19 protein-coding genes and 1 pseudogene are annotated in these 19,668 nt (G+C 63.9%); 7 read left to right on the forward strand and 13 right to left on the reverse strand.

Annotation, left to right across the window (positions count from 1 at the left end):
• Positions 1-1,196: FAD-dependent oxidoreductase (locus VDP82_RS03215; RefSeq protein ID WP_323013396.1), on the reverse strand; the 1,196-nt coding region annotated here is incomplete at its 3' end.
• A 201-nt stretch (positions 1,197-1,397) separates the two neighbouring features.
• Here VDP82_RS03215 and VDP82_RS03220 point away from each other — a divergent pair.
• Positions 1,398-2,678, forward strand: coding sequence for a GumC family protein (locus VDP82_RS03220; protein ID WP_323013397.1), 1,281 nt, complete (start codon positions 1,398-1,400; stop codon positions 2,676-2,678).
• Here VDP82_RS03220 and VDP82_RS03225 read toward each other — a convergent pair.
• The 3 genes from VDP82_RS03225 to VDP82_RS03235 are packed head-to-tail and all read right to left on the reverse strand — an operon-like array spanning position 2,656 to position 6,171.
• Complete coding sequence (locus VDP82_RS03225) at positions 2,656-3,786, reverse strand: GNAT family N-acetyltransferase (RefSeq protein ID WP_323013398.1); 1,131 nt, start codon at positions 3,784-3,786, stop codon at positions 2,656-2,658. The genes VDP82_RS03220 and VDP82_RS03225 overlap by 23 nt on opposite strands.
• The gene (locus tag VDP82_RS03230) at positions 3,776-5,095 is read right to left on the reverse strand and encodes a polysaccharide biosynthesis C-terminal domain-containing protein (RefSeq protein ID WP_323013399.1); all 1,320 of its coding nucleotides are present in this window, start codon (positions 5,093-5,095) and stop codon (positions 3,776-3,778) included. Before VDP82_RS03230 ends, VDP82_RS03225 begins: the two co-directional genes overlap by 11 nt.
• A complete protein-coding gene (locus tag VDP82_RS03235) occupies positions 5,092-6,171 on the reverse strand; it encodes a GNAT family N-acetyltransferase (RefSeq protein ID WP_323013400.1) in 1,080 nt (359 codons plus the stop codon). Before VDP82_RS03235 ends, VDP82_RS03230 begins: the two co-directional genes overlap by 4 nt.
• Before the next feature lie 329 nt (positions 6,172-6,500).
• On the opposite strand from VDP82_RS03235, the gene VDP82_RS03240 reads away from it, so the two are divergent.
• Positions 6,501-7,565, forward strand: a complete 1,065-nt coding sequence (locus VDP82_RS03240) for an acyltransferase (protein ID WP_323013401.1) — start codon at positions 6,501-6,503, stop codon at positions 7,563-7,565.
• 16 nt (positions 7,566-7,581) lie between these two features.
• Here the strand turns inward: VDP82_RS03240 and VDP82_RS03245 are convergent, their stop codons facing one another.
• Positions 7,582-7,908, reverse strand: a complete 327-nt coding sequence (locus tag VDP82_RS03245; RefSeq protein ID WP_323013402.1) for an XRE family transcriptional regulator — start codon at positions 7,906-7,908, stop codon at positions 7,582-7,584.
• 166 nt (positions 7,909-8,074) lie between these two features.
• Between VDP82_RS03245 and VDP82_RS03250 the strand changes: the two genes are divergently transcribed.
• From VDP82_RS03250 to VDP82_RS03270, 5 genes are all read left to right on the forward strand, one after another.
• Entirely contained in the window at positions 8,075-8,647 is a 573-nt protein-coding gene (locus VDP82_RS03250) for an NADPH-dependent FMN reductase (RefSeq protein ID WP_323013403.1), read from the forward strand.
• Positions 8,648-8,732: 85 nt separating this feature from the next.
• Positions 8,733-9,629, forward strand: a complete 897-nt coding sequence (locus VDP82_RS03255) for a LysR family transcriptional regulator (protein WP_323013404.1) — start codon at positions 8,733-8,735, stop codon at positions 9,627-9,629.
• Positions 9,630-9,745: 116 nt separating this feature from the next.
• Entirely contained in the window at positions 9,746-10,378 is a 633-nt protein-coding gene (locus tag VDP82_RS03260; RefSeq protein ID WP_323013405.1) for an NADPH-dependent F420 reductase, read from the forward strand.
• 78 nt (positions 10,379-10,456) lie between these two features.
• Complete coding sequence (locus tag VDP82_RS03265; RefSeq protein ID WP_323013406.1) at positions 10,457-11,332, forward strand: VOC family protein; 876 nt, start codon at positions 10,457-10,459, stop codon at positions 11,330-11,332.
• 1 nt (position 11,333) lies between these two features.
• Positions 11,334-12,296 (forward strand): glutathione S-transferase family protein, encoded by a 963-nt coding sequence (locus tag VDP82_RS03270; RefSeq protein WP_323013407.1) that lies wholly within the window; start codon positions 11,334-11,336, stop codon positions 12,294-12,296.
• A 30-nt stretch (positions 12,297-12,326) separates the two neighbouring features.
• On the opposite strand, the gene VDP82_RS03275 is transcribed toward VDP82_RS03270, so the two are convergent.
• The 8 genes and pseudogenes from VDP82_RS03275 to VDP82_RS03310 all read right to left on the reverse strand — a co-directional run.
• Positions 12,327-12,968, reverse strand: coding sequence for an SGNH/GDSL hydrolase family protein (locus VDP82_RS03275; RefSeq protein ID WP_323013408.1), 642 nt, complete (start codon positions 12,966-12,968; stop codon positions 12,327-12,329).
• Between the two features lie 22 nt (positions 12,969-12,990).
• Positions 12,991-13,848 carry an ROK family protein gene (locus VDP82_RS03280; protein ID WP_323013409.1) on the reverse strand — a complete coding sequence of 286 codons (858 nt, stop codon included), beginning with the start codon at positions 13,846-13,848 and terminating at the stop codon, positions 12,991-12,993.
• The gene (locus VDP82_RS03285) at positions 13,845-14,519 is read right to left on the reverse strand and encodes a putative N-acetylmannosamine-6-phosphate 2-epimerase (RefSeq protein ID WP_323013410.1); all 675 of its coding nucleotides are present in this window, start codon (positions 14,517-14,519) and stop codon (positions 13,845-13,847) included. The genes VDP82_RS03280 and VDP82_RS03285 overlap by 4 nt, the downstream gene beginning before the upstream one ends.
• Positions 14,520-14,544: 25 nt before the next feature.
• Complete coding sequence (locus tag VDP82_RS03290; RefSeq protein WP_323013411.1) at positions 14,545-15,468, reverse strand: dihydrodipicolinate synthase family protein; 924 nt, start codon at positions 15,466-15,468, stop codon at positions 14,545-14,547.
• A 14-nt stretch (positions 15,469-15,482) separates the two neighbouring features.
• Positions 15,483-16,316 (reverse strand): ABC transporter ATP-binding protein, encoded by an 834-nt coding sequence (locus VDP82_RS03295; protein WP_323013412.1) that lies wholly within the window; start codon positions 16,314-16,316, stop codon positions 15,483-15,485.
• An 8-nt stretch (positions 16,317-16,324) separates the two neighbouring features.
• Positions 16,325-18,316 (reverse strand): dipeptide/oligopeptide/nickel ABC transporter permease/ATP-binding protein, encoded by a 1,992-nt coding sequence (locus tag VDP82_RS03300; protein ID WP_323013413.1) that lies wholly within the window; start codon positions 18,314-18,316, stop codon positions 16,325-16,327.
• Between the two features lies 1 nt (position 18,317).
• A complete protein-coding gene (locus VDP82_RS03305) occupies positions 18,318-19,283 on the reverse strand; it encodes an ABC transporter permease (RefSeq protein ID WP_323013414.1) in 966 nt (321 codons plus the stop codon).
• A 94-nt stretch (positions 19,284-19,377) separates the two neighbouring features.
• Positions 19,378-19,668 (reverse strand): annotated as a pseudogene (locus tag VDP82_RS03310) (hypothetical protein); the annotation flags it as partial.

The raw sequence follows: 19,668 nt of genomic DNA on the forward strand, positions 1-19,668 counted from the left end.
TTGAGAAAGACGCGGCTGTCGGGATTGGGCACCTGTTCGGCATCCTGTCTCAAACGTAGCGTCGTCAGCCGGCCCGCCGGCACGAAGCGGCGCTGGATGTTCCGGTACACGCCGGTAAAAACCGCACCGGGCGCCTCGGCGATGGTGCACAAGCGCGGCCAGAGCTGGTCCGGCATGTGTCCGCGCGTAAAAGCGCGGGTGATGGCCGAAAAGGCCAGCCAGGAATGGTCGCGGAAATCATCGTTATGGCTTTCCGACTCCCACACCGGATCGAGGAAGACGCTGGTATGGGGGATCTGCTCGCGCCGCAGCACCGCATCGGTGAGCCTGAGGGCGACCAGCAGCGGCACCTGGTCTGAGCCATGCTGCTGGTAGAAATCGATATCGGCCTCCGGGTCGGCCGGCACGATCTCCCCCAGGGTGCAATTCATGTGGTCCATGAAATAGCGGCCGACCAATCCATGCTCATTGCCCAGCCCGGTGCTGCGCTGGCGGTCGAAATTGAGCAGCAGGCGGGCATTTTCGACGCCGCCGCAAGCCAGGATGAAATGTCTGGCCTCCACCGAAACGGTGCGCCCGGCAAAAGACCTCACCGTGGCGCGCACGATCGCCCCGGCCTCGTTCACCTCGAGATTGGTCAGGTTGGCGTGAACGAAACACCGGATGCGTTCACTTTCGGACACCGCATCCAGATAGACTTCGGCGAAGCGCGTCGGCGGGCTGTTCTGGTAGATGACATTTTCAACGATGGCCGGGTCCAGCGGCCAGGGCGCGCCGTTCAGGACATGCTGCCACTGATCGACGTCATAGGCGAAGGGGCCTAGTTGCAGATACGGCTGGGCACGCTCGTAGAAGGGATCGAGTTGGGCGCGGGTGATCGGCCAGCCGCTATGGGGAACGCCGGCACGCTTTTCGAAATCGATGGGCGAAAGCGGCGCGCATAGTCCGGTCCAGTGCCCGGTGGTGCCACCAAACTGACGCAGGCGCGAATAGGCGATGTCGGTCTGTCCCAGACCGGTGACGGCGCCTTCATAAAGCGATTGCGACTCATCCTCGAAATCGAGCCCGCCGCCTTCCAGCAATATCGTGTCGACGCCCGCCCGCGCCAGTTCGAGCGCCATGGTGATGCCGGCAGCACCCGCGCCAATGATGCATATGGGCGCCGTGAGAGTAGCGCTCTCATCAAGAGAATCCAAGGGATTGAGCATGATAACCCCGTTTCAGTCGGGCCCTGCCTAGCACCGAAACGGTGAAGGAAGGCTCAATCGGACCGAAGACCCCGCGCTTAGTTTAACCGAACCTGAACCCGGCTGGGCTAGTGCTTTTGGGGCCAGCCCATGATCGGGCAATGGTGCGGGTGAACAATCTTGGACGCATATTGCGATACAGATGGCGTATTGCTGGTCCTGCGCCGCTTCTGGCTTGGGATCGCGCTGATGCTGGCCGCCATATTGGGGCTGGCCTATCTGGGGCTGGGCTCCGTGCCCCGGGTTTACGAGGCCAGCGCCACTATCCTGGTCGAGCCACGCCAGCAAGGCGGTGAGGGCGGATTTGGCGGCGTGGTCGATGGCCCCCGCATCGCCAGCCTGGTGCAGTTGCTGCGCTCGCGCGACACGCTGGCCCTGGTGGTTGAGCGGGAGAGGCTGGACCGAATCGACGAATTCAGCGGCGGCCATGCGGGCGACCGCGCCACCGAGGCGGCCATAGACAGGCTGGCCGATCAGGTGTTGGTGGTGGCGGGAAAAGGCAATGCCATGATCTATGTCCGGGCGCGGGCGCAGAATGGCGAACTTGCCCAGCAGGTCACACTGGCCGTGGCGCAGGCGGGGCTGGATCGGCGCGCGGGGATGCTGACCGGGGATATCGCACAGGCGGCCGGTTGGCTCGAAGGGGCGGTAACCCAGCTGCGGGCAGGCGCGGAGGCGGCGGACCGCGCCGTTGCCGATTTCCGGGCCCGGCACGGCCTTGTCGCCGTCGCCGGCGCAGTGCCCCTTGAAGAATTGAGCATGGGGGATCTCGACGCGCGCATTCAGGCCGCGCGCGAACGCTCGCTGCTCCAGGCCACGCGCGCCAGGCTCTGGCGCGACTGGCAGGCCGTGGGCAATCCCGCCCTCCACAGCATTCTCGCCGATGGCCGCGATGGCGGCCTGTTGCAGGATTATTCCAGCGCACAGGCCGAGCTTGCCAGCCTTTCCAGCCGCATGGGGCCGGGGCATCCGCTGGCGCGGGCCGCCGACGAACACGTCAAGGAATTGCAGAGGCAGCTAGCGGCGGCAGCGGAAACCGCTATTCGCGAGGCCGAGGCGCATGCCGCGGCCGACGACGCGCTGGCAAGGGCACTCGAAGGCGAGCGCGCCCAGGCCCGCGCGGGCCTGGCGACACGGATCGGAGACAGCCCGGAGCTTGACGCGCTGCAACGCGAGGCGGCAGCGAAACGCGCGGTTCTGGCGGACTATCTCGCCCGCTACCAATCGGCGATAAGCGTTCAGGCCGCCGGCACCATTCTGCCCGACATGCGCATCATCTCCCATCCCATGACGCCGCTCGACCCCATTGCGCCGCGCAAGAGCCTGATCCTGGGGGCCCTGGCCATCGTGCTGGTCATGGCGATCCTGGCAGCGGCCATCATTGCCCTTCAGAGTGGGTGGAAAGGTCTTACCGCCCCAGCAGCTTCTTGAGGCGCTGCTTGCCCCGATGGGCAGCCTGCCAGCCTTCGGCGAGCAGATCGGTGCGCCAGCCGGCGGGCCCCACCACAAGCCGCCCCATGCTCTTTTGCCCATCCCACAGGCCCAGGACGACATGGCCGCCCGTGGTGGTGGCCGCGTCCATGTCGGCAAATTCCCGATCGGCATAGAAACGCTCGATGACGAGATATTCGAGCACCATGCCGGGCCCGTATTTGCGCAGGCTTTCGTCATAAGTGCATTTGGGGGTAAAGGCGGTACGACCCCGGGCGATATTGAGGCTCATGGCGATAGGACGGCCATCGAGCAACAGGCTATCCATCGCCGCCAGCCCCGTTTCTCCAGCACAGCCGGCAAAGGCGCGGCGGGCAAAATCGGCATGGGCAGCATCGGACAGGAAAGCGGTGCCGCCCTCGCCCTTCCAGCCGGCCTGCTCGAGAGCGAGGAACTGCTCAAGGCGTTCGCGCAGGCGCGCCGGCTCCACCACACGCTCGAAGACGAGATCACCCATATCGCGCAGGCGCCTGAGATTGCGCTGGATATCCTTGAGCCGGCTTTTGGCGATCACCTGCCCGGCATGCGCCTCGAGATCGGCCAGCCGCCCGGTAAGATGCGGACGCGGATAGGGAATGACCACCCGGCTTTGCAACCCGCGCGCCACCGCTGCGTGCTCGATCAGGTCCTTCAGTTCATGATCGGCGTTGAAATTGCCCATGGTCCAGAAGGCCGGCACCTTGCGGGACGCGATGGCCTCGATCCAGCAGGCGACGACCTCCGCCGCCCCCTGTCGCGCCACCAATGGCATGGAGCTGAACTGATAAAGATTCTCCGCCCCCTGCGCCACACGCCAGGGAAAGGGCAGGAAGAACCGACGGCGAAACGGGAACAGGCCAGCGAGCGTGCCCTGTCCGCTCCAGATGGCGAGCATATGCAGATCGGCCCTGCCGTCTATGGTATCCAGCCCCGCCAATACATATTGGCGGGCGTAAAACGGATTATCCGCCGCGGCATTGGCGGCCAGTTCGTCCCAGGCGGCAGGATCGAGCGCCCAGATGCCGGCCGCATCCAGAACAGAGCTGGTATAAAAGGGCTTACCGTGCATGATGCCGCATTCCCCGATTGGCGATAAGTCCGGCGCCGAAAGGCAGGAAAAGCCCCAGGCGTCCGTAGGCAAAAAGCGCCATCAGCACACCCCGCAGCGTCAACGCCGCCGCCGAGGCGATGGCGGCGCCCATGGGGCCGAACTGCGGGATAAGGGCAAAATTGAGCCCGATATTGAGTGCGAGCGCCAGGGCGATGCTGAGCGAGGCCAGCCGTTCCTGGCCCAACATGTTGAGCACGTCCTCGCCCGGACCCAGAAGGCAGGTCATGGCGATGCCGCCGCACAGCATGAGCACGAGGCCGGCCCCGCCGGAATAGTCGGCGCCGAACATGGACAGCAGAGGCCCCGCGAGAATGGTCATCGACAGCGCCCCCAGCGTCGCCAGCCCGCCCGAAACCAGCGTTACACGCGCGATCAGCCGGCCTAGGCGCTCCCGCTCCTCCTTGCCGGTCAACACCGCCATGCGCTGGGCCGTTGCCGCGCTCATGCCATAGGGCACATAGGCCAGGATCTGGGCCAGCCGCGTCGCGGCGAAATAATAAGCCACCTGCTCGGGGGGCACAAACATGCCCAGGATCAGGATGTCGGCATTCATGAACAGCACTTCAGCGGCATCGCCCAGCGCCATGGGAAGCGCTGTCCGCGCCCACTCGGCCAGGCGATAGCTGGGCGGGCGGCCCTTGAGAATGGGGGCAAGGTGGCGCTGAAGCAGCCCATATTGCAGGGCGAGACTGACGATGAGGCCGATAATTGTAGCGCCCATCACCGTCACGGCGTCGGTATGGACACCGAGAAGGAAAAGCCCACCCACGCCGAAAACGATGGCCAGATGGCGCACGAGATAGGCCGGGCCGATACCCAGGGTGGGCCTATCGAGGCCACGGGCGATGGATTCGAGAAAATCCTGGAGGGCCAGAAGCGGGACGGCGGAAAAAGCAAGAGTGCCCACCAGCACCAGTTGCGGATCGAGGGCCAGAAATCCCGAATGAAACAGGGCCATGGCGAGCGCCCCCAGCGCCGCTCCCATGGCGACGACGACCGCCAGGGCAAAACGCAGCAGGCCGGCAATGGCCGCGAAATCGCCGGCATTGAGATATTGGGCGACATAGCGGCACAGCAAAGGGTTGGTGCCCACCGTGCCGCCATGGCCCAGCAGCAGCAGCCAGACCAGCATAAGGCTGTAACGTCCGAATTCCTCGGCCCCCACGATACGCGAAGCGATTACCTGGGCCAGCAGCGCCAGGCCGGCACCAGCAATGCGGACAGCCATGATGGCAAGGCCGCTGCGGCTCGGATCTGTATTGCTCATGATTCGATCTTGGGTTGGCGAAGCTGGCGGAATGACCGGGCCACCTGCCAAAGCTGCTGGTTGCGCTTGATGAGACGCTTGGCCGCCCGTTTTGCCCCGAAGGCGGGCGCGAGCAGTTTTCCCTTCAGGCTCAGGGGGAGCATGAGATCAAAAACATCGGTCTTCTGGGTCCAGATTTCCTTATAGGCGAAATCGCCGACGCCCATATCGAGGCTCTCGACGCCTTCGGCTACCAGGCGCTCCACCAGAAGATACATCAACAGTCCCATGAGATTGTATTTGGCAGCCGGGCCAGAGGCGTTTGAGTTGATATATTGGGAGTAATGGCTTCCCGCACGAATGCCGATAGCCGTCGCCAGGATCTCGTCGCCTCCGTAGAGCGCGTCGAAACACAGGGTCGGCCGGTCCATAGCCAGAGAGGTCTTGGCCAGATCGTCGAAAAGCCTGCGAAAGGGCGTTTCGGCAAAGATGTTGCGGACGCCCATTTCGCGGAAGCGGACGGTTCTCTGCTGGAGAAACGCGGCATGCATCGCCTCGACCTCCGCCGGCGTGCTTGCGCGCCGCAGGGTAACCGGGCCGGTCATTTCCTCCAGCCGGCGCTGGCCGCGCAGGATATCGCCGCGCCGCCGCTTTGGCAGGCTCTCTCGCGTATGAGGGCCGATGGGACCGACATAGAAATGGTCGGGGGCCGGTGCGACTGGGTAGCCCATCAGGGGGTTGTCCCGGCCCTGCCAGGCCGCCGGCAGATTGGAAAAGCGCAGGATATCGACCCCTTGCGCGCGGGCCAGAATTGCAAAGGCGCGATCGAGCAGTTCCCTATCCAGCGCCGGACCGGCCTGCTGGGGAAACCAGTCGGAATTGCCCAATTGCGAGCCGGGGATTTCCGCCAGCACGCAACCGGAACGCCTGGAAAGGACAAGCGGCAGGGCGGCGCGCGGGGTTCCCGCATCGTGGATCATCAGCAGCCGGAAGCTCTCACGGGGCATGTCAAAACAGGCCATGACCCCGTCGAGCCAGAAGGGGGCCTGATAAGGCGTAAGCTGGGCCGTTTCGGCAAAATCCATCCATGCGCGCACGGCTTCGGCGCCATCCAGAACGTCGATTGATGGCGACGCTCCCCGATGAGACGAACCATTCGCAACCTGCGCGGGCGACACTTCCACCATCAAGACCTGTTCCAGGCTCCCCAAAATTCCGGGATCAGCGGCAGGCTAGGGGCAGGATGGTAATAAAAAGTGATTTTGCGCCACCGGGGCACCTGAATATTGCGCCATCGCACCGAATGGTGAGGACTTCGATAAGGACTGGCGTGCTTTAACCCTAGCTCAAGATCACCCTGCTCCATCCCGGAGGAAGGAGCTAAACCAGGCGCGTCGCACCGTGGCGACACCCAAAGGTCTTCGTGATGCAGCATTCAAGCCTCGGCACCATTCTCGAGGACAGGAACAACGGCTTTAACGGAGTCCGCCTTCTGGCGGCCACGGCCGTCTTCGTCTCGCATGCCTTCCTGATCGCGCCGGCGGGATGGCATGGCGAGCCGCTGGACGGGAGCGCCTATAATCTCGGCCAGATTTCGGTGAACGTCTTCTTTTTCCTTTCCGGAATGATGCTGAGCCGCAGCTTCGCCCTGAAGCCGGACCTGATCAGCTTCATCGCGGCGCGCCTGCTACGCATCTTTCCCGGCCTCATCGCCTGCGGCGCGGCGACCGCCTGGATCATCGGGGCGATGAATACCTCGGAAAGCCTTACCGCCTATTTCACCGATCCGGCGACCCTGACCTATCCGCTGCGCGTGCTCGTGCAGTTCAATGTGGCCGAGTTACCGGGCGTCTTCCAACATGGCCGAGAGCCCGGTGAAATCAACGTGCCGCTCTGGACAGTCAAGTTCGAGCTGTTCGCCTATGCCGCCTTCCTGGCCATCCCGATCCTCGGCCTTTTCGGTTCAAGGCTCGCCGCTGTGCTGTTGACGCTGGGTTTTGGAGCCATGCTCGCCGTCTCGAGCGTCACCCATGCCTTCGACACCAGCTTCTGGGGCAGCATCATCCGCTTCGGCTTCTGCTTTACCCTGGGCATGAGCGCCTTCCTCTATCGCAACAGCATCCGGCCCAACTGGCCACTGGCGCTTTTCGGCATCATCCTGGCCATGGCCCTGCCCCCCTGGCCGTTGGGGCAGGTTTTTTCCGCGCTGGCCTTTGCCTATTTCGCCGTGACCCTGGGTGGAACCTCGCTGCCCTGGCTGACCCGGGCCACCAATCGCAGCGATATTTCCTACGGGCTCTATCTCTATTCCTTCCCCATCCAGCAGGCCCTGATCGCCCGCCATGGGGTGACGCCGGCGAGCGCCCTGGGCGCCTCCCTCCTGGCCTTCGCCATCGCGATGCTGGCGGCCTATTGCTCCTGGGTGCTGATCGAAAAGCCTGCCCTGTCTCTCAAGCACTGGTTCCGAGCGTCCGCGCCTGTACGCGGCTGATTACCGGCGGGCCGGCTCAAAGCGCATCGTCCGACGCCACTATGCCGCCTTCACCTTCCAGCCGCGCAATCTGGCGCACATCCTGCCGGGTGAATTTGAGCCTTACTCCGCCGCCCATGCCGTCACCTTCACCGATGACGATGACGCCGAAATGCTCGAGCCCCCGGCGGGCGGCTTCGCTGTCGTTGGGATCCTCGATCCAGGCGCTGCCCGTGTTCTCAATGAAACAAACCGTCTCCAGGGATAGTCCCGCCGCCGTGGCAAAGTCGGCCTGGCTGACGCCGACCAGAGTCCGCCCAGCGGCCACCAGACGTCCACTCAATGCTGTCTTCTTGTCTTGCATGACCTCTCCAACTGCTACTCAAGACGCGATGGGCTTATCCTTCGATACGATCCTCCAAATCTCCCTTGTGAGCAAGCATGCAACCGCCAGCAGCGGAACCGGCCGGGATGCAGCGCGGTTTAGCAAGTCGGCGCGCCAATTCCGCTCGGCGCCACTGGAGGAGACGATGACCAGGCACAAGGTAGGATATTTCGTTGGCAGCCTCGCCAAGGATTCCATAAACCGCAAGCTCGCCCAGGCCCTGGTGCGCCTGGCGCCTCCCGAGCTGGAGCTGGAGGAAATCCCGTTCAAGGACCTGCCGCTCTATAGTTACGACTATGACGCGGACTACCCGCCCGTCGCCCGCTCCCTCAAGGAGGCCATCGCTTCCAAGGACGCCATTCTCTTCGTCACCCCCGAATACAACCGGTCCATTCCCGGCGGGCTCAAGAACGCCATCGACTGGGCCAGCCGGCCATGGGGGCAGAATTCATTTGCACGCAAGCCCTCGGCCGTGATTGGGGCATCGATCGGCTCGATCGGCACCGCCGTGGCCCAGCAGAGCCTTCGCAGCGTGCTGAGCTTCTGCAATTCACCCCAGATGAATGCGCCGGAAGCCTATATTCATTTCACGCCCGGCCTCGTGACCGAAACGGGCGAGGTCACCGAGCCGTCCACTGAGGAGTTCCTGCGCAACTATATGATGGAATTCAAGATTTTCATTGCACGGGTGCTACAGGTCCTGCCCCGTGAAGCCTGACTCGCTCTGGCTCCGCCAGACTTAGCAATTGCACTCACGCCGCATTGTCTGGCAAATTGCCGTAAGTGCATGCCGGAGGTTCGTCTTGGACAGGCTCGAATCGGACCGGATGTTCGTTGCGGTGATGGAAACCGGCAGTTTCATCGCCGCTGCCCAGCGCCTGGGGACCAGCTCGGGCCAGGCCTCAAAGCTGGTTTCGCGGCTCGAGAGTGAATTGGGGGTGCGGCTGCTGAGCCGCACCACGCGCGCCGTCTCGGCCACCGAGGCGGGCCAGGCCTATTTCGACCGGCTGCGGCCGCTGCTGGAAGAGTTCGATAATCTCGATGCCGCCATTCGCGACGCTTCGCATACGCCGCGCGGGCGGTTGCGCCTCACCGCACCGTTGACCTTCGGAACGGTGGAGCTGGCACCGGCGCTTAATGATTTCGCTGCACAGTTCCCCGAAATCGAGCTGGACGTAAACTTTTCCGACCGCCTTGTGAGTCTTGTCGACGAGGGTTTCGACCTGGCCGTGCGGGTCGGAAAGCCCAATGATTCCAGCGTTATCGCCCGCAAACTCTATGAGGTGCGCATCATGGTGGTCGGCGCGCCGGGCTATCTGGAAAAGCGGGGCAGGCCCTCCGTTCCCGACGCGCTTGCGGACTTCGACTGCATTATCGACACCAATTTCAAGGAACCGGGCCGCTGGCCCTATCGCGGCACGAGCGGGGTCGATGCGGCGGTGCAGGTGGATGGCCGCATCCGCTATTCCAATGCCGAAGCCTGCCTGATGGCGGCAGAAGCCGGGCTGGGGTTGACCTGTGTGCCCGATTTCATCGCCGCCGCCGCCCTCAAGGCCGGTCGAGTACGCCAGGTTCTGCAAGAATTCGAGCCCGCCCCCTATCCGGTCCACGCGCTTTATCCCCATAGCCGGCATCTGGCGGCCAAGGTTCGTGTATTGGTGGACTTTCTGGTCGAGCGTTATCGCGACATGCCCCGATAGATTGCTTCCATAATGGCAGTTATCATCTTCCGTTTGGCCTGATTATCATTCTTTGCCCGCAAGGCCATCTTCTCCTCAGAACACGACGCACCGCGTCAAACCACAGGAGAACGACAATGAATATTTCCATTTTCGGCACCGGCAACATGGCCCGTGGCCTGGCCGTCCGTTTTGCCCAGGCCGGCCATCAGGTCACCATCGCCTCGCGCGATCCTGCCAAGGCGCAGGCCGTGGCCGCCGAAATCGGCAATAACGCCCAGGCCGCGTCCTATGCGGATGCCGCCGGCAAGGCCGATGCCGTAGTCCTGGCTGTGCCCTATGAGGCCGCCAGCGAGGTCATCGCCGCTGCGGGTGGGCTGGCCGGCAAGGTGGTGATTGACATCACCAACCCTCTGACGGCCGATTATTCCGGCCTCACCATCGGCCACTCGACCAGCGCCGCCGAGGAAATCCAGAAGAGCGCCCCTGCTGCCAAACTGGTCAAGGCCTTCAATACGGTCTTTGCCTCGGTGTTGCAGAACGAAGGCAAGGCCGGCGGCCAGCCCGCAACGGTCTTCATCGCCAGCAATGACGCCGAGGCGCGCAAAAGCGTGGCCGACCTGGCCAAGAGCGCCGGGTTCAAGAGTGTCGAAGCCGGTAGCCTCGCCGCCGCGCGCTATCTGGAACCGGTCGCCGGCCTCAATATCGCCCTCGGCTATGGCCTGGGCCACGGTACCGACATCGCCCCCACCTGGCAGGGTGTCGCCTGAGGGCCATCCAGTCCGAGCTGACCCATCTCATGCGGCCGCGCGATCCGATCGCGGCCGCTGCTTCAAGGAGCAATCGTCATGACCAAAGCCAATGACTTCTTCGATATGAACGCCGCTCCGCTGCGCGTCGGCAGGGTGCGTCTCAAGGTGCGCGATATCGATGCCGTCGCCGCCTACTACCAGGCCGTTCTCGGCCTGGTCGCCATGAACAGGACCGCCCGCGAGGTGGTTCTGGGCACGGGTGACACGCCCTTGCTGGTGCTGGAAACCGATCCCGCGCTCACCCCAAGCGACCGCCGACAGGCCGGGCTGTTCCACACCGCGTTCCTCATGCCCACCCGCGCCGACCTCGCCCGCTGGGTGGACCATATCGCCGAGGCTCGCGTGCATATCCAGGGCGCCTCCGACCACATCGTGAGCGAGGCCTTTTACCTGGCCGACCCGGAAGGCAATGGCATCGAGGTCTATTCCGACCGCCCCGTCTCGCAATGGAACCGTAGTGGGGGCGATGCCATCGAGATGACCACCGAGCCGCTCGACATGCAGGACCTGCTGAGCGCCGCCGGCAACACCGGCTGGTCGGGCTTTCCGGCGGCGGGCAGCATCGGCCATGTTCATCTTCAGGTCGGGGACACCGCCGCGGCCGATCGCTTCTATCGCGACCTGCTCGGCTTTGCGGTCACGGTGGATTATCCCGGCGCCAGCTTTTACGGCAGCGGTGGCTATCACCACCAACTGGCCGGCAATATCTGGAACAGCCGGGGTGCGCCACAGCGGCCACAGAACATGGCCGGGCTCGACGCCGTTGAACTCATGGCCAAGGACGCGGCCGAAATCGCCGCCATCGCAGCGCGGGCGGAAAAGGCCGGGCTGGACATTACCAAAAACGATGAAGGAATAACGCTGCGCGATCCGTGGGGCACCGCCATCACGCTGACGAGCGGGGAGAATTGATATGCTGGTCAATGGAAAATGGATCGAGGACTGGCAGCCGGTCCAGGCCAAGGACGAGAATGGCGGCTTCGTGCGCCAGACCTCGAGCTTTCGCAACTGGGTGACGCCCGATGGCAACGCCGGCCCGACCGGTGAAGGCGGCTTTGCCGCCGAGCCGGGGCGCTATCACCTTTATGTGGCGCTGATCTGTCCCTGGGCCTCGCGCACGCTGATCGGACGCAAGCTCAAGAAACTCGAAGAGGTGATCTCGCTTTCGGTGGTCGAACCGGCCTTGACCGCTCAGGGCTGGCGCTTTGGCGACTATCCCGGCTCGGACCGCGACACGGTCAATGATGCCACCTATCTGCATGAACTCTATACAAGGGCCGATCCGGCCATTTCAGGCCGGGCGACGGTGCCGGTATTGTGGGACAAAAAGCGTACCACCATCGTCAATAACGAGTCGGCTGATATCCTGCGGATGCTGAATTCCGGTTTTGGCGACCTTGCGGATCCCAGTTATGATCTTTATCCCGCCGATCTGGCCGGAGAGATCGACGCGCTCAACGCCCGCATCTATCCGCGCCTCAATAATGGCGTCTATCGGGCCGGCTTCGCCACCACGCAAGTCGCCTATGAGGAAGCCTTCCACCAGGTCTTTTCGATGCTCGACGAATTGGAGGCCCGTCTGGCCGACGGCCGGACTTTCCTCTTCGGGGATCGCTTGACCGAGGCGGACATCCGGCTTTTCGTCACGCTGGTGCGGTTCGACGTGGCCTATCATGGCCTGTTCAAATGCAATCTGCGCCGCATTGCCGATTATGCCGGCCTTAGCCGCTATCTGGAAACGGTCATGGCCGTGCCCGGCATTCGGGAAACGGTCAATATCGACCACATTAAGGCCGGCTACTACTCGATCAAGGCGCTCAACCCCAATGGCATCGTGCCGCTGGGGCCGGAACTGCCGACAAGCCTAGCGGCCTAGATATAACTCCCCGAACCTCCGGCCCGGTTTCTAGCCGCCCAGAACCCGGCGCAGAACCGGCGCCAGGGCCTGACCGATGCTGCGCGTATTGGCAGCGTCAAGATGAACGCCGTCGAGCGGGGTGGCCGTGGCCACCGCGCCGGCATCGAAGAACATGCAGCCTTTGTCCGACGCGACGCTCCGGTAGAGCGCGGCCAGCCTGGCGGACTCCGCTCCCGCCTCCGCGAAGGAATTGAGGGTTATCGGCCGGTCCGGCGCGGTGATAAGCGGCGGTGAGACGACGACCACCTCAGGCCGCGGCGCAGAGGCCGGCACGAAAGGATAGGCCTGCACGATTTCGATGAGGCGGCGCATTCCCAGCGCCGCTCCCAGGGCTTTTCCGCAGATATGGGATTTGAGATCGTTGGTGCCCAGCATGATGACTACAGCGTCGAGCGGGGTATGGGTCGCCAACAGCATGGGCAGCGCGCGGGCGCCGTTGAGATCGGCCAGGCTGGCGTGGTCATCCATGGATGTGGTGCGGCCGCTCAATCCTTCGGGAATGATGCGCGCCAGACCGTCCAGCTCCTTTTCCAGCACAGTGGGCCAGCGGTCCTCGAAGGCATGGCGACCGCCTGTTGCGGCGTCCGCACCCCAGGTCAGACTGTCGCCGAAAGCCAGAACAGTTTTCATGAAGCTCTTCCGATCTTCGGGATCAGGTTTTATCGAGGCAATGGAGCAGCGCACCCAGAAGACCGCTGTCGTGACTGAGGCCGGCGGGAACGATCGCGGTCTGGAACAGCGCCGGCTCGGCCGCTGCCTGCGCCTTGACCTTGTCGATAAAGCCCGGCGCCAGGCCGATGCTGCCGCCAATGGCCACACGGTCCAGCCCCAGAATGGCCGTGAGATCGGTTATCAGCGTGGCTATGCTGGCGGCGGCAAGATCGATCAGGTCATCATGTTTGCCGCTCTCGAAAACTGCCCGGGCGTCAGGCAGGCCGGCGGCCATGGCGATGGCATTGCCGCCGGCGATGCTTTCCACCGTGCCCATGCGGCCCGAGCCGCAGCGCCTTGCCCCCTTTGGCGAGGAAACGAAGCCCACATGCCCGGCAAGACCGTTGGCGCTTTCGACCAGCTTTCCATCCAGCACGATGCCGCCGCCCACGCCGGTTGACACGGTGAGATAAGCGAAGTTGCGCGCGCCCTGCCCCGCGCCGATCCTGGCTTCGGCGATAGCGGCGGCGGCGGCGTCATTGATGGCGCGCGTGTTTTCGCCGAAGCGTTGGGCAAGCCTTGTCCCCAGGGGGGCGGCGGCGATGGCGCGCAGGGTTCGCGCATTCACCGCATGCCAATTGCCATCACGGTCGACGCGCCCGGCGACGGCCACGCCAAGCGGATCGCCGCTGCGATAATCGAGCGATGCGAGCAAGCGGGCCATTCCAGCCAATTGCGCATCCAGACCGGCACCAGCATCGGTGCGGTCCTGAACACGCGCTGCGACGCGTCCGGCTTCGATGCGTGCCGCCGCGATCTTGGTGCCGCCCAGATCGACGGCAAAGCCGGCAAGGCTCATTTGTGCCCCTCGATGGCCGTGACAAACCAGCCCGTCACGTGTTCCAGACGCGTCAAGGCGCTGCCGACCGTAACGGCATCGGCGCCGGCGGCAAGTGCGGCAGCGGCGAGTGCGGGAGTATTGATCCGACCCTCGGCCATGACGAATGCACCGAGCGCGCGGAAGGCGGCGATGAGATCGAAATCCGGGCCGGAATCGCGGCCCTCGGTTTGTGCCGTATAGCCCGACATCGTCGTACCCAGGATCTGGGCGCCGCCCGCCAGCGCGATCCTGCCGTCTTCGAGCGTCGAAGCGTCAGCCATGGCGATCCTGCCGGCGCCGAGAATGGTAGCGAGAATGGCCTCCCTGCTGTCGGGGCGAGGGCGATCGGTGGCGTCATAGGCGATGATATCGGCGCCGGCCTCGGCCAGCGCCAGAGCCTCCTCGATGCGCACGGTGATGCGCACCGGGCTGTCGGGCAGGTCGGATTTGACGATGCCGATGATCGGCACATTTACCAGGGACCGCGTGGCCTTGAGATTGTCAACGCCCTCGATGCGCAACGCCGCCGCCCCGCCGGCGACGCAGGCCTGCGCCATGGCGGCAACAATCTCCGGACGATCCATCGGACCGTCATCGACTGGCTGGCAGGAGGCCACCAGCCCCCCGCGGATGCGGTTCAACACGTCCATTTTCGTCCCTCGGCAAGCAGATGGATCAGGCGCTCAGGCCCAGGCCATCCACGATGGTTTCAATCCTGGCGGTGGTTTGTGCATCGAGCCTCCTGAGCGGAGCCGTCATGGCTGGCGAAGAGATGATGCCGCGAGCGGCCATGGCGGCCTTGAAGGCGCCGACGCCGGCGGCATCGCCCGACCGGCCAGTGGGCACGAAGACGATCTCGAAGAGCTGGTTGATGAATTTCTGCTCCTTGACGGCGGTGGCATAATCGCCGGCCTTGGCCGCGTTCCACAGACGCACATAGGCCTCCGCCTCGACATTGGCAACACCGGGAACGGCGCCATCGGCCCCGATCAGCGCCATGGCGTCGACGATCATTTCGTGGCCGGTGAACACGGAAAGCGGCTTGCCCGCGGCCTCGTTCATGGCCAGCAGGCGCCGGAAACTGACGTCATCGCCGGAGGAATCCTTGACGCCGACGATGACGCCTTCCTTGCCGAGCTGGACGAGCAGTCCCGGGGAGAGCTTCTTGTGCACGCGTACCGGAATATCATAGGCAAAGAGCGGCACGGAAATGCCGGCGGCGACGGCGCGGAAGTGATCAGCCACCTCGTTCTCGTCATTGATCGTATACATGGGCGCGGTGGTGACGATGGCGTCGGCGCCCGCCGCAATCATCTTGTTGGCGGTGCGGATCACGCTCTGGGACGACACTTCCATGGCGCCGGCGATCACCGGCACGCGGCCGGCGTTGACCCTGACGATGCATTCGACGATGGCGATGCGGTCTTCCTCGGAGAGGTAGCAGACCTGGCCGGTGGAGCCGAGCGCGAACAGGCCATGGACGCCCGAGACGAGGAGATATTCGACCAGCCTGGCGAGGTCGTCGAAATTCACTGTTCCATCGTCATTGATGGGGGTAACGATGGGGGGAACGATGCCGTGGAAATTATGCTTGGACATGGGAGTACCGAGGGTCAGGAGGAAGGAGAGGAAGGCGTGTCGGTGGGCCCGGCATGCAGCAGGCTTGGAGCTGCCGCCAGCAGGGTGCGCGTGTAGTCTTGCGAGGGTGAGCCGAGCACCTGCGCGCCCGGGCCGAATTCGACGATCTTGCCGCGATGCATGACGGCGATGTCGTCGGAGATATGCCGCACGGTCTGGATATCGTGGGAAATGAAGACCATGCCCAGATCGAGCTCGCGCTTGAGATCCTGAAGCAGATTGAGGATCTGGGCGCGAACGGAGACGTCGAGCGCCGAGGTGGGCTCGTCGGCCACGATCACCTGCGGCTCCAGCGCCAGAGCACGGGCAATGGCAACGCGCTGGCGCTGGCCGCCCGAAAGCTGGGCCGGAATGGCGTCGAGTACGGATTTGGGCAGGCCGACCATGGAGATCAGGTCGCTGACGCGTCGGATACGGCTCTGTTCGTCGCCGATACCATGCACTTGCAGGGGGTCGATCAGCGCATCCCGCACCAGCATGCGGGCATTGAGCGCCGTTGCCGGGTCCTGAAACACCACCGACACCACCCGCCCGATGCGCTTGCGCGTGCGGGCATCGAAGTTCCTGACCTCTTCACCGGCAAAGAAAATCTGGCCGGAGCTGGGCGCGAGCAGCCCGATAAGCACCTTGGCCGCAGTGGACTTGCCCGAGCCCGATTCCCCCACGACGCCCAGCGTGCGGCCGCGATGGACCGCCAGCGAGACGTGATCCAGGGCGCGCAGCACCACCGGACTGAACAGCGAAGAGCGGACACGAAAATCGACGCAGACATTGCGCAATTCGATCAGGGCATCGATGTCTTTGTTCACTGGAGTGCTCATGCGCGCACCTCAAGGGGCCGGACCGGCTCGTCATCGGGATGGGCGGCATAGTAGTGCTCGGTGCCGGGCACCTGGCGCAGCACGCGGCGTATCCCGGCATTGCGCTCCGGATTGGACGAGCGGGGTGCGAAGCGGTCGCCGGGCGGGAATTCGCGCGGCGAAGGCACCGTGCCGCGCACCTGATGCAGGCGGGACACCCCGGCTTCGATGCTGAGCACTGCCCCGAGAAGGCCGCGTGTATATTCATGCACGGGCTGGGTGAGGATTTCGCGGGTTCGGCCCTGCTCAACCATCTGACCGGCATACATGACCGAGATGCGGTGGGAGATTTCGGCCACCAGCGCCAGATCGTGCGACACGAAGAGCATGGCAAAGCCCAGTTCTTCGCGCAGCCGGTTGAGCAGTTCGACCACCTGCTTTTGCACCGTCACGTCGAGAGCCGTGGTCGGCTCATCGGCGATCACCAGACGGGGGTTGCGGGTGAGGGCCATGGCGATGAGAACGCGCTGGCGCTGGCCGCCCGAAAGCTCATGCGGATAGGAATTGAGCGTGCGGACCGGGTCGAGCCCCACCATGGTGAGCAGGTCTTCGGCCGTACGGGTGCCGCCGCGCGCAGTGAGCTGGGCCATTTGCGAGCGGATCAGCATGGCCGGGTTTAGCGAGGATAGGGCGTCCTGATAGATCATGGCGATGCCCTTGCCGCGCAGGGCATTGCGTTCCTTTTCGGTCATGGTCAGCAGGTTGCGACCCTCGAACAGGATTTCCCCGGCAATCTTGGCGCGCGGATCGAGTAGGCCCATGATGGCCAGCGAGGTGATGGATTTGCCGCACCCGCTTTCGCCCACCAGCGCCACCGTCTCGCCGGGCCGGACGCTGAAAGAGATGTCATCGACCACATTGACCGCGCCATGGCGCGGAAAGGCGATGCTGAGATTTTTTACTTCCAGCAAAGGCGGCTTGCTGTCGTCGCCCACCAGGCGATCCGTCCGCGCCAGCTCGACGCGGCGCAGCTCGGCCAGCCGCTCATCGAGCGACATGCCCGTGGATGCAACATATTCGGCCTTTGGGGCGGAAAGCTCGTCGATGGCGGCGGCCACCTGGCTTTGGTCGATGGCAGCCCGGGCGCGGGGCGCGGCCATGGCGTCGGTCATGCCCTCCGCCAGGATATTGAGCGCCAGCACGGTGACGGTGATCAGCATGCCGGGGAAAAAGGTGGACCACCAGCCGCCGGACATCACCAATTGCCTTCCGGCCGCCATGACATTGCCCCAGCTCGGCTCGGGATCGGGAACGCCAGCCTGGATAAAGGAGAGCGAGGCCTCGAAGACAATCGCATCGGCCACCAGAATGGTGGCGAAGACCAGCACCGGCGCGATGCAATTGCGCGCCACATGCTTGATCAGGATATGGGGGGTGGAGGCGCCCATCACCCTTACGGCGGCAACATAGTCGTCGCCATATTGGCCGATGATATTGGCGCGGATGATGCGGGTGAGCTGGGGCGTATAGAGAAAGGCGATGGTCAGCACCAATACCGGCAGACTCTGGCCGAAGACGGTGACGAAGACCACGGCCAGGGCGATACCGGGAAAGGACATGACCATGTCCAGCACGCGCATCAGCACCTCGGAGACCCATTTGCCCGCCGTTGCCGCGATGGCGCCCAGAATCGAGGCCGCCAGAAGGGCGACGCCGGTAGCCGCCAGGCCGATGATCAGCGAGTAGCGGGCACCATAGGCAAGGCGCGAAAAGACGTCCCGCCCCTGGCGGTCGGTGCCGAACCAATTGGAGGCGTCGGGGCCAGAGGGGCCGCGGGTCAGGCCGGTCTGGAACGGATCGAAGGGCGAGATCAGCGGCGCAAACACCGCACCGAGGCACACCAGCACCAGAACGGCCAGCGCGATCCTGGAGGCTTTGGGCAGGTTCCGCAGTCCGGCGAGGCTCAGGCCGGGCACGGAAAGCTTTTTGGTGGTTTCGGTTCTGATCACGTCAAATATCCCGGATGCGCGGATTGACCAGCACGTAGAGCAGATCGACCACGACATTGATGACGATGAAGGCAATCGCCACGGTCAGGGTCACGCCCTGGACGAGATTGGGCTCGTTATTGCTGACCCCGTTGAGGATCAGCATGCCCATGCCGTTGATGTTGAAGATGACCTCGATGATTACCGCGCCGCCCATGAGATAGCCGATGCGCAGGCCGAGAACGGTAATGGGAGTAATCAGCGCGTTGCGCAGCACGTTGCGGCCGACCACGACATGGCGAGGAATACCCGCGCCCAGCGCCGTGCGGACATAGTCCTTGTCCAGTTCCTCGACCACAGCGGTGCGCACGACACGAGAGAGCTGGCCGATCACCGGCACGGCGAGCGCGATGGATGGCAGCAGCATGCGCGCGAACCAGCCGGAGAAATTGTCGGTCATGCCGGGAAGGCGCCCCGAAGTGGGCAAAAGCGAAAAAATCCCGACCTTGTGGCCCAGGGCCTGGATCAGCAGCACGGCAAGCCAGAAGCTCGGCGTCGAGAGCGCGGCGATGGACAGGACGCGGATCGCCTGATCGGGCCAGCGGTCGCGGTAAATGGCCGCGATCACCCCAAGCAGCAGCGAAAAGGCGACGGCGAAGATAAGGCCCAGAAAGGTCAGTTGCAGCGTGATGGGAAAAGCCCGCGCCACTTCGTCGATAACCGGCAGCTGCCGCGCTGAATAGGTGCCCAGATCGAAATGGACGAGGCCGATAACGAAATTGACGTAGCGGATCAGCAACGGCTCATCCAGGCCATGTTCGAGCCGATAGGCCTGCCGTGCCTCCAGGGACGCCCCTTCGCCCAGCGCGGTGATGGCTGGATCGACATTCGAAAACGACATGACGAAAAAGACGAGGAAAGTGATCCCGAGGATCATGACCGGCAATTGGACAAGCCTGCGTCCGATCAGATTGAGCACGTTCAGCATTTCGCCTGGCTCTCTTCTGCGTGAGCGGGAAGGGGAGCAGGCTCCGGGTGGCACCCGGAGCCCAATATGTGTCGCGCCGAAGCGCGGAACCAGCCTACTTCTTTACACCGACATCGAGGAAAGACAGGCCAGTGGTAGGAACCGGGGCAAAGTTTTCGAGTTCATCCGCATTCCAGGCGGTCGGCAACTGGCGATGCAGCAGCGGATAGAGCGGAACTTCATCGGAGATGAGGTCCATGGCTTCATTCCACTTGGCCTGCTGCTCGTCGCCCGAGAGACGCTGGGCTTCTTCCAGCAGCGCCGTGAGCTTTGCATAGCCTTCGCTATCGGCCCAGCGGTAGCGCGTGGTCGGCCAGATATTGTCGCCGAACCACCACTGCATCAG

Source organism: Devosia sp. (assembly GCF_034675085.1).
Taxonomy (GTDB): Bacteria; Pseudomonadota; Alphaproteobacteria; order Rhizobiales; family Devosiaceae; genus Devosia.

What these genes read in the sequence shown, in the direction of transcription:
- VDP82_RS03225 (WP_323013398.1), bottom strand. Translation starts at nt 3,786, where the DNA reads ATGCACGGTAAGCCCTTTTATACCAGCTCTGTTCTGGATGCGGCCGGC.
- VDP82_RS03230 (WP_323013399.1), bottom strand. Translation starts at nt 5,095, where the DNA reads ATGAGCAATACAGATCCGAGCCGCAGCGGCCTTGCCATCATGGCTGTC.
- VDP82_RS03240 (WP_323013401.1), top strand. Translation starts at nt 6,501, where the DNA reads ATGCAGCATTCAAGCCTCGGCACCATTCTCGAGGACAGGAACAACGGC.
- VDP82_RS03245 (WP_323013402.1), bottom strand. Translation starts at nt 7,908, where the DNA reads ATGCAAGACAAGAAGACAGCATTGAGTGGACGTCTGGTGGCCGCTGGG.
- VDP82_RS03250 (WP_323013403.1), top strand. Translation starts at nt 8,075, where the DNA reads ATGACCAGGCACAAGGTAGGATATTTCGTTGGCAGCCTCGCCAAGGAT.
- VDP82_RS03260 (WP_323013405.1), top strand. Translation starts at nt 9,746, where the DNA reads ATGAATATTTCCATTTTCGGCACCGGCAACATGGCCCGTGGCCTGGCC.
- VDP82_RS03265 (WP_323013406.1), top strand. Translation starts at nt 10,457, where the DNA reads ATGACCAAAGCCAATGACTTCTTCGATATGAACGCCGCTCCGCTGCGC.
- VDP82_RS03270 (WP_323013407.1), top strand. Translation starts at nt 11,334, where the DNA reads ATGCTGGTCAATGGAAAATGGATCGAGGACTGGCAGCCGGTCCAGGCC.
- VDP82_RS03275 (WP_323013408.1), bottom strand. Translation starts at nt 12,968, where the DNA reads ATGAAAACTGTTCTGGCTTTCGGCGACAGTCTGACCTGGGGTGCGGAC.
- VDP82_RS03280 (WP_323013409.1), bottom strand. Translation starts at nt 13,848, where the DNA reads ATGAGCCTTGCCGGCTTTGCCGTCGATCTGGGCGGCACCAAGATCGCG.
- VDP82_RS03285 (WP_323013410.1), bottom strand. Translation starts at nt 14,519, where the DNA reads ATGGACGTGTTGAACCGCATCCGCGGGGGGCTGGTGGCCTCCTGCCAG.
- VDP82_RS03290 (WP_323013411.1), bottom strand. Translation starts at nt 15,468, where the DNA reads ATGTCCAAGCATAATTTCCACGGCATCGTTCCCCCCATCGTTACCCCC.
- VDP82_RS03305 (WP_323013414.1), bottom strand. Translation starts at nt 19,283, where the DNA reads ATGCTGAACGTGCTCAATCTGATCGGACGCAGGCTTGTCCAATTGCCG.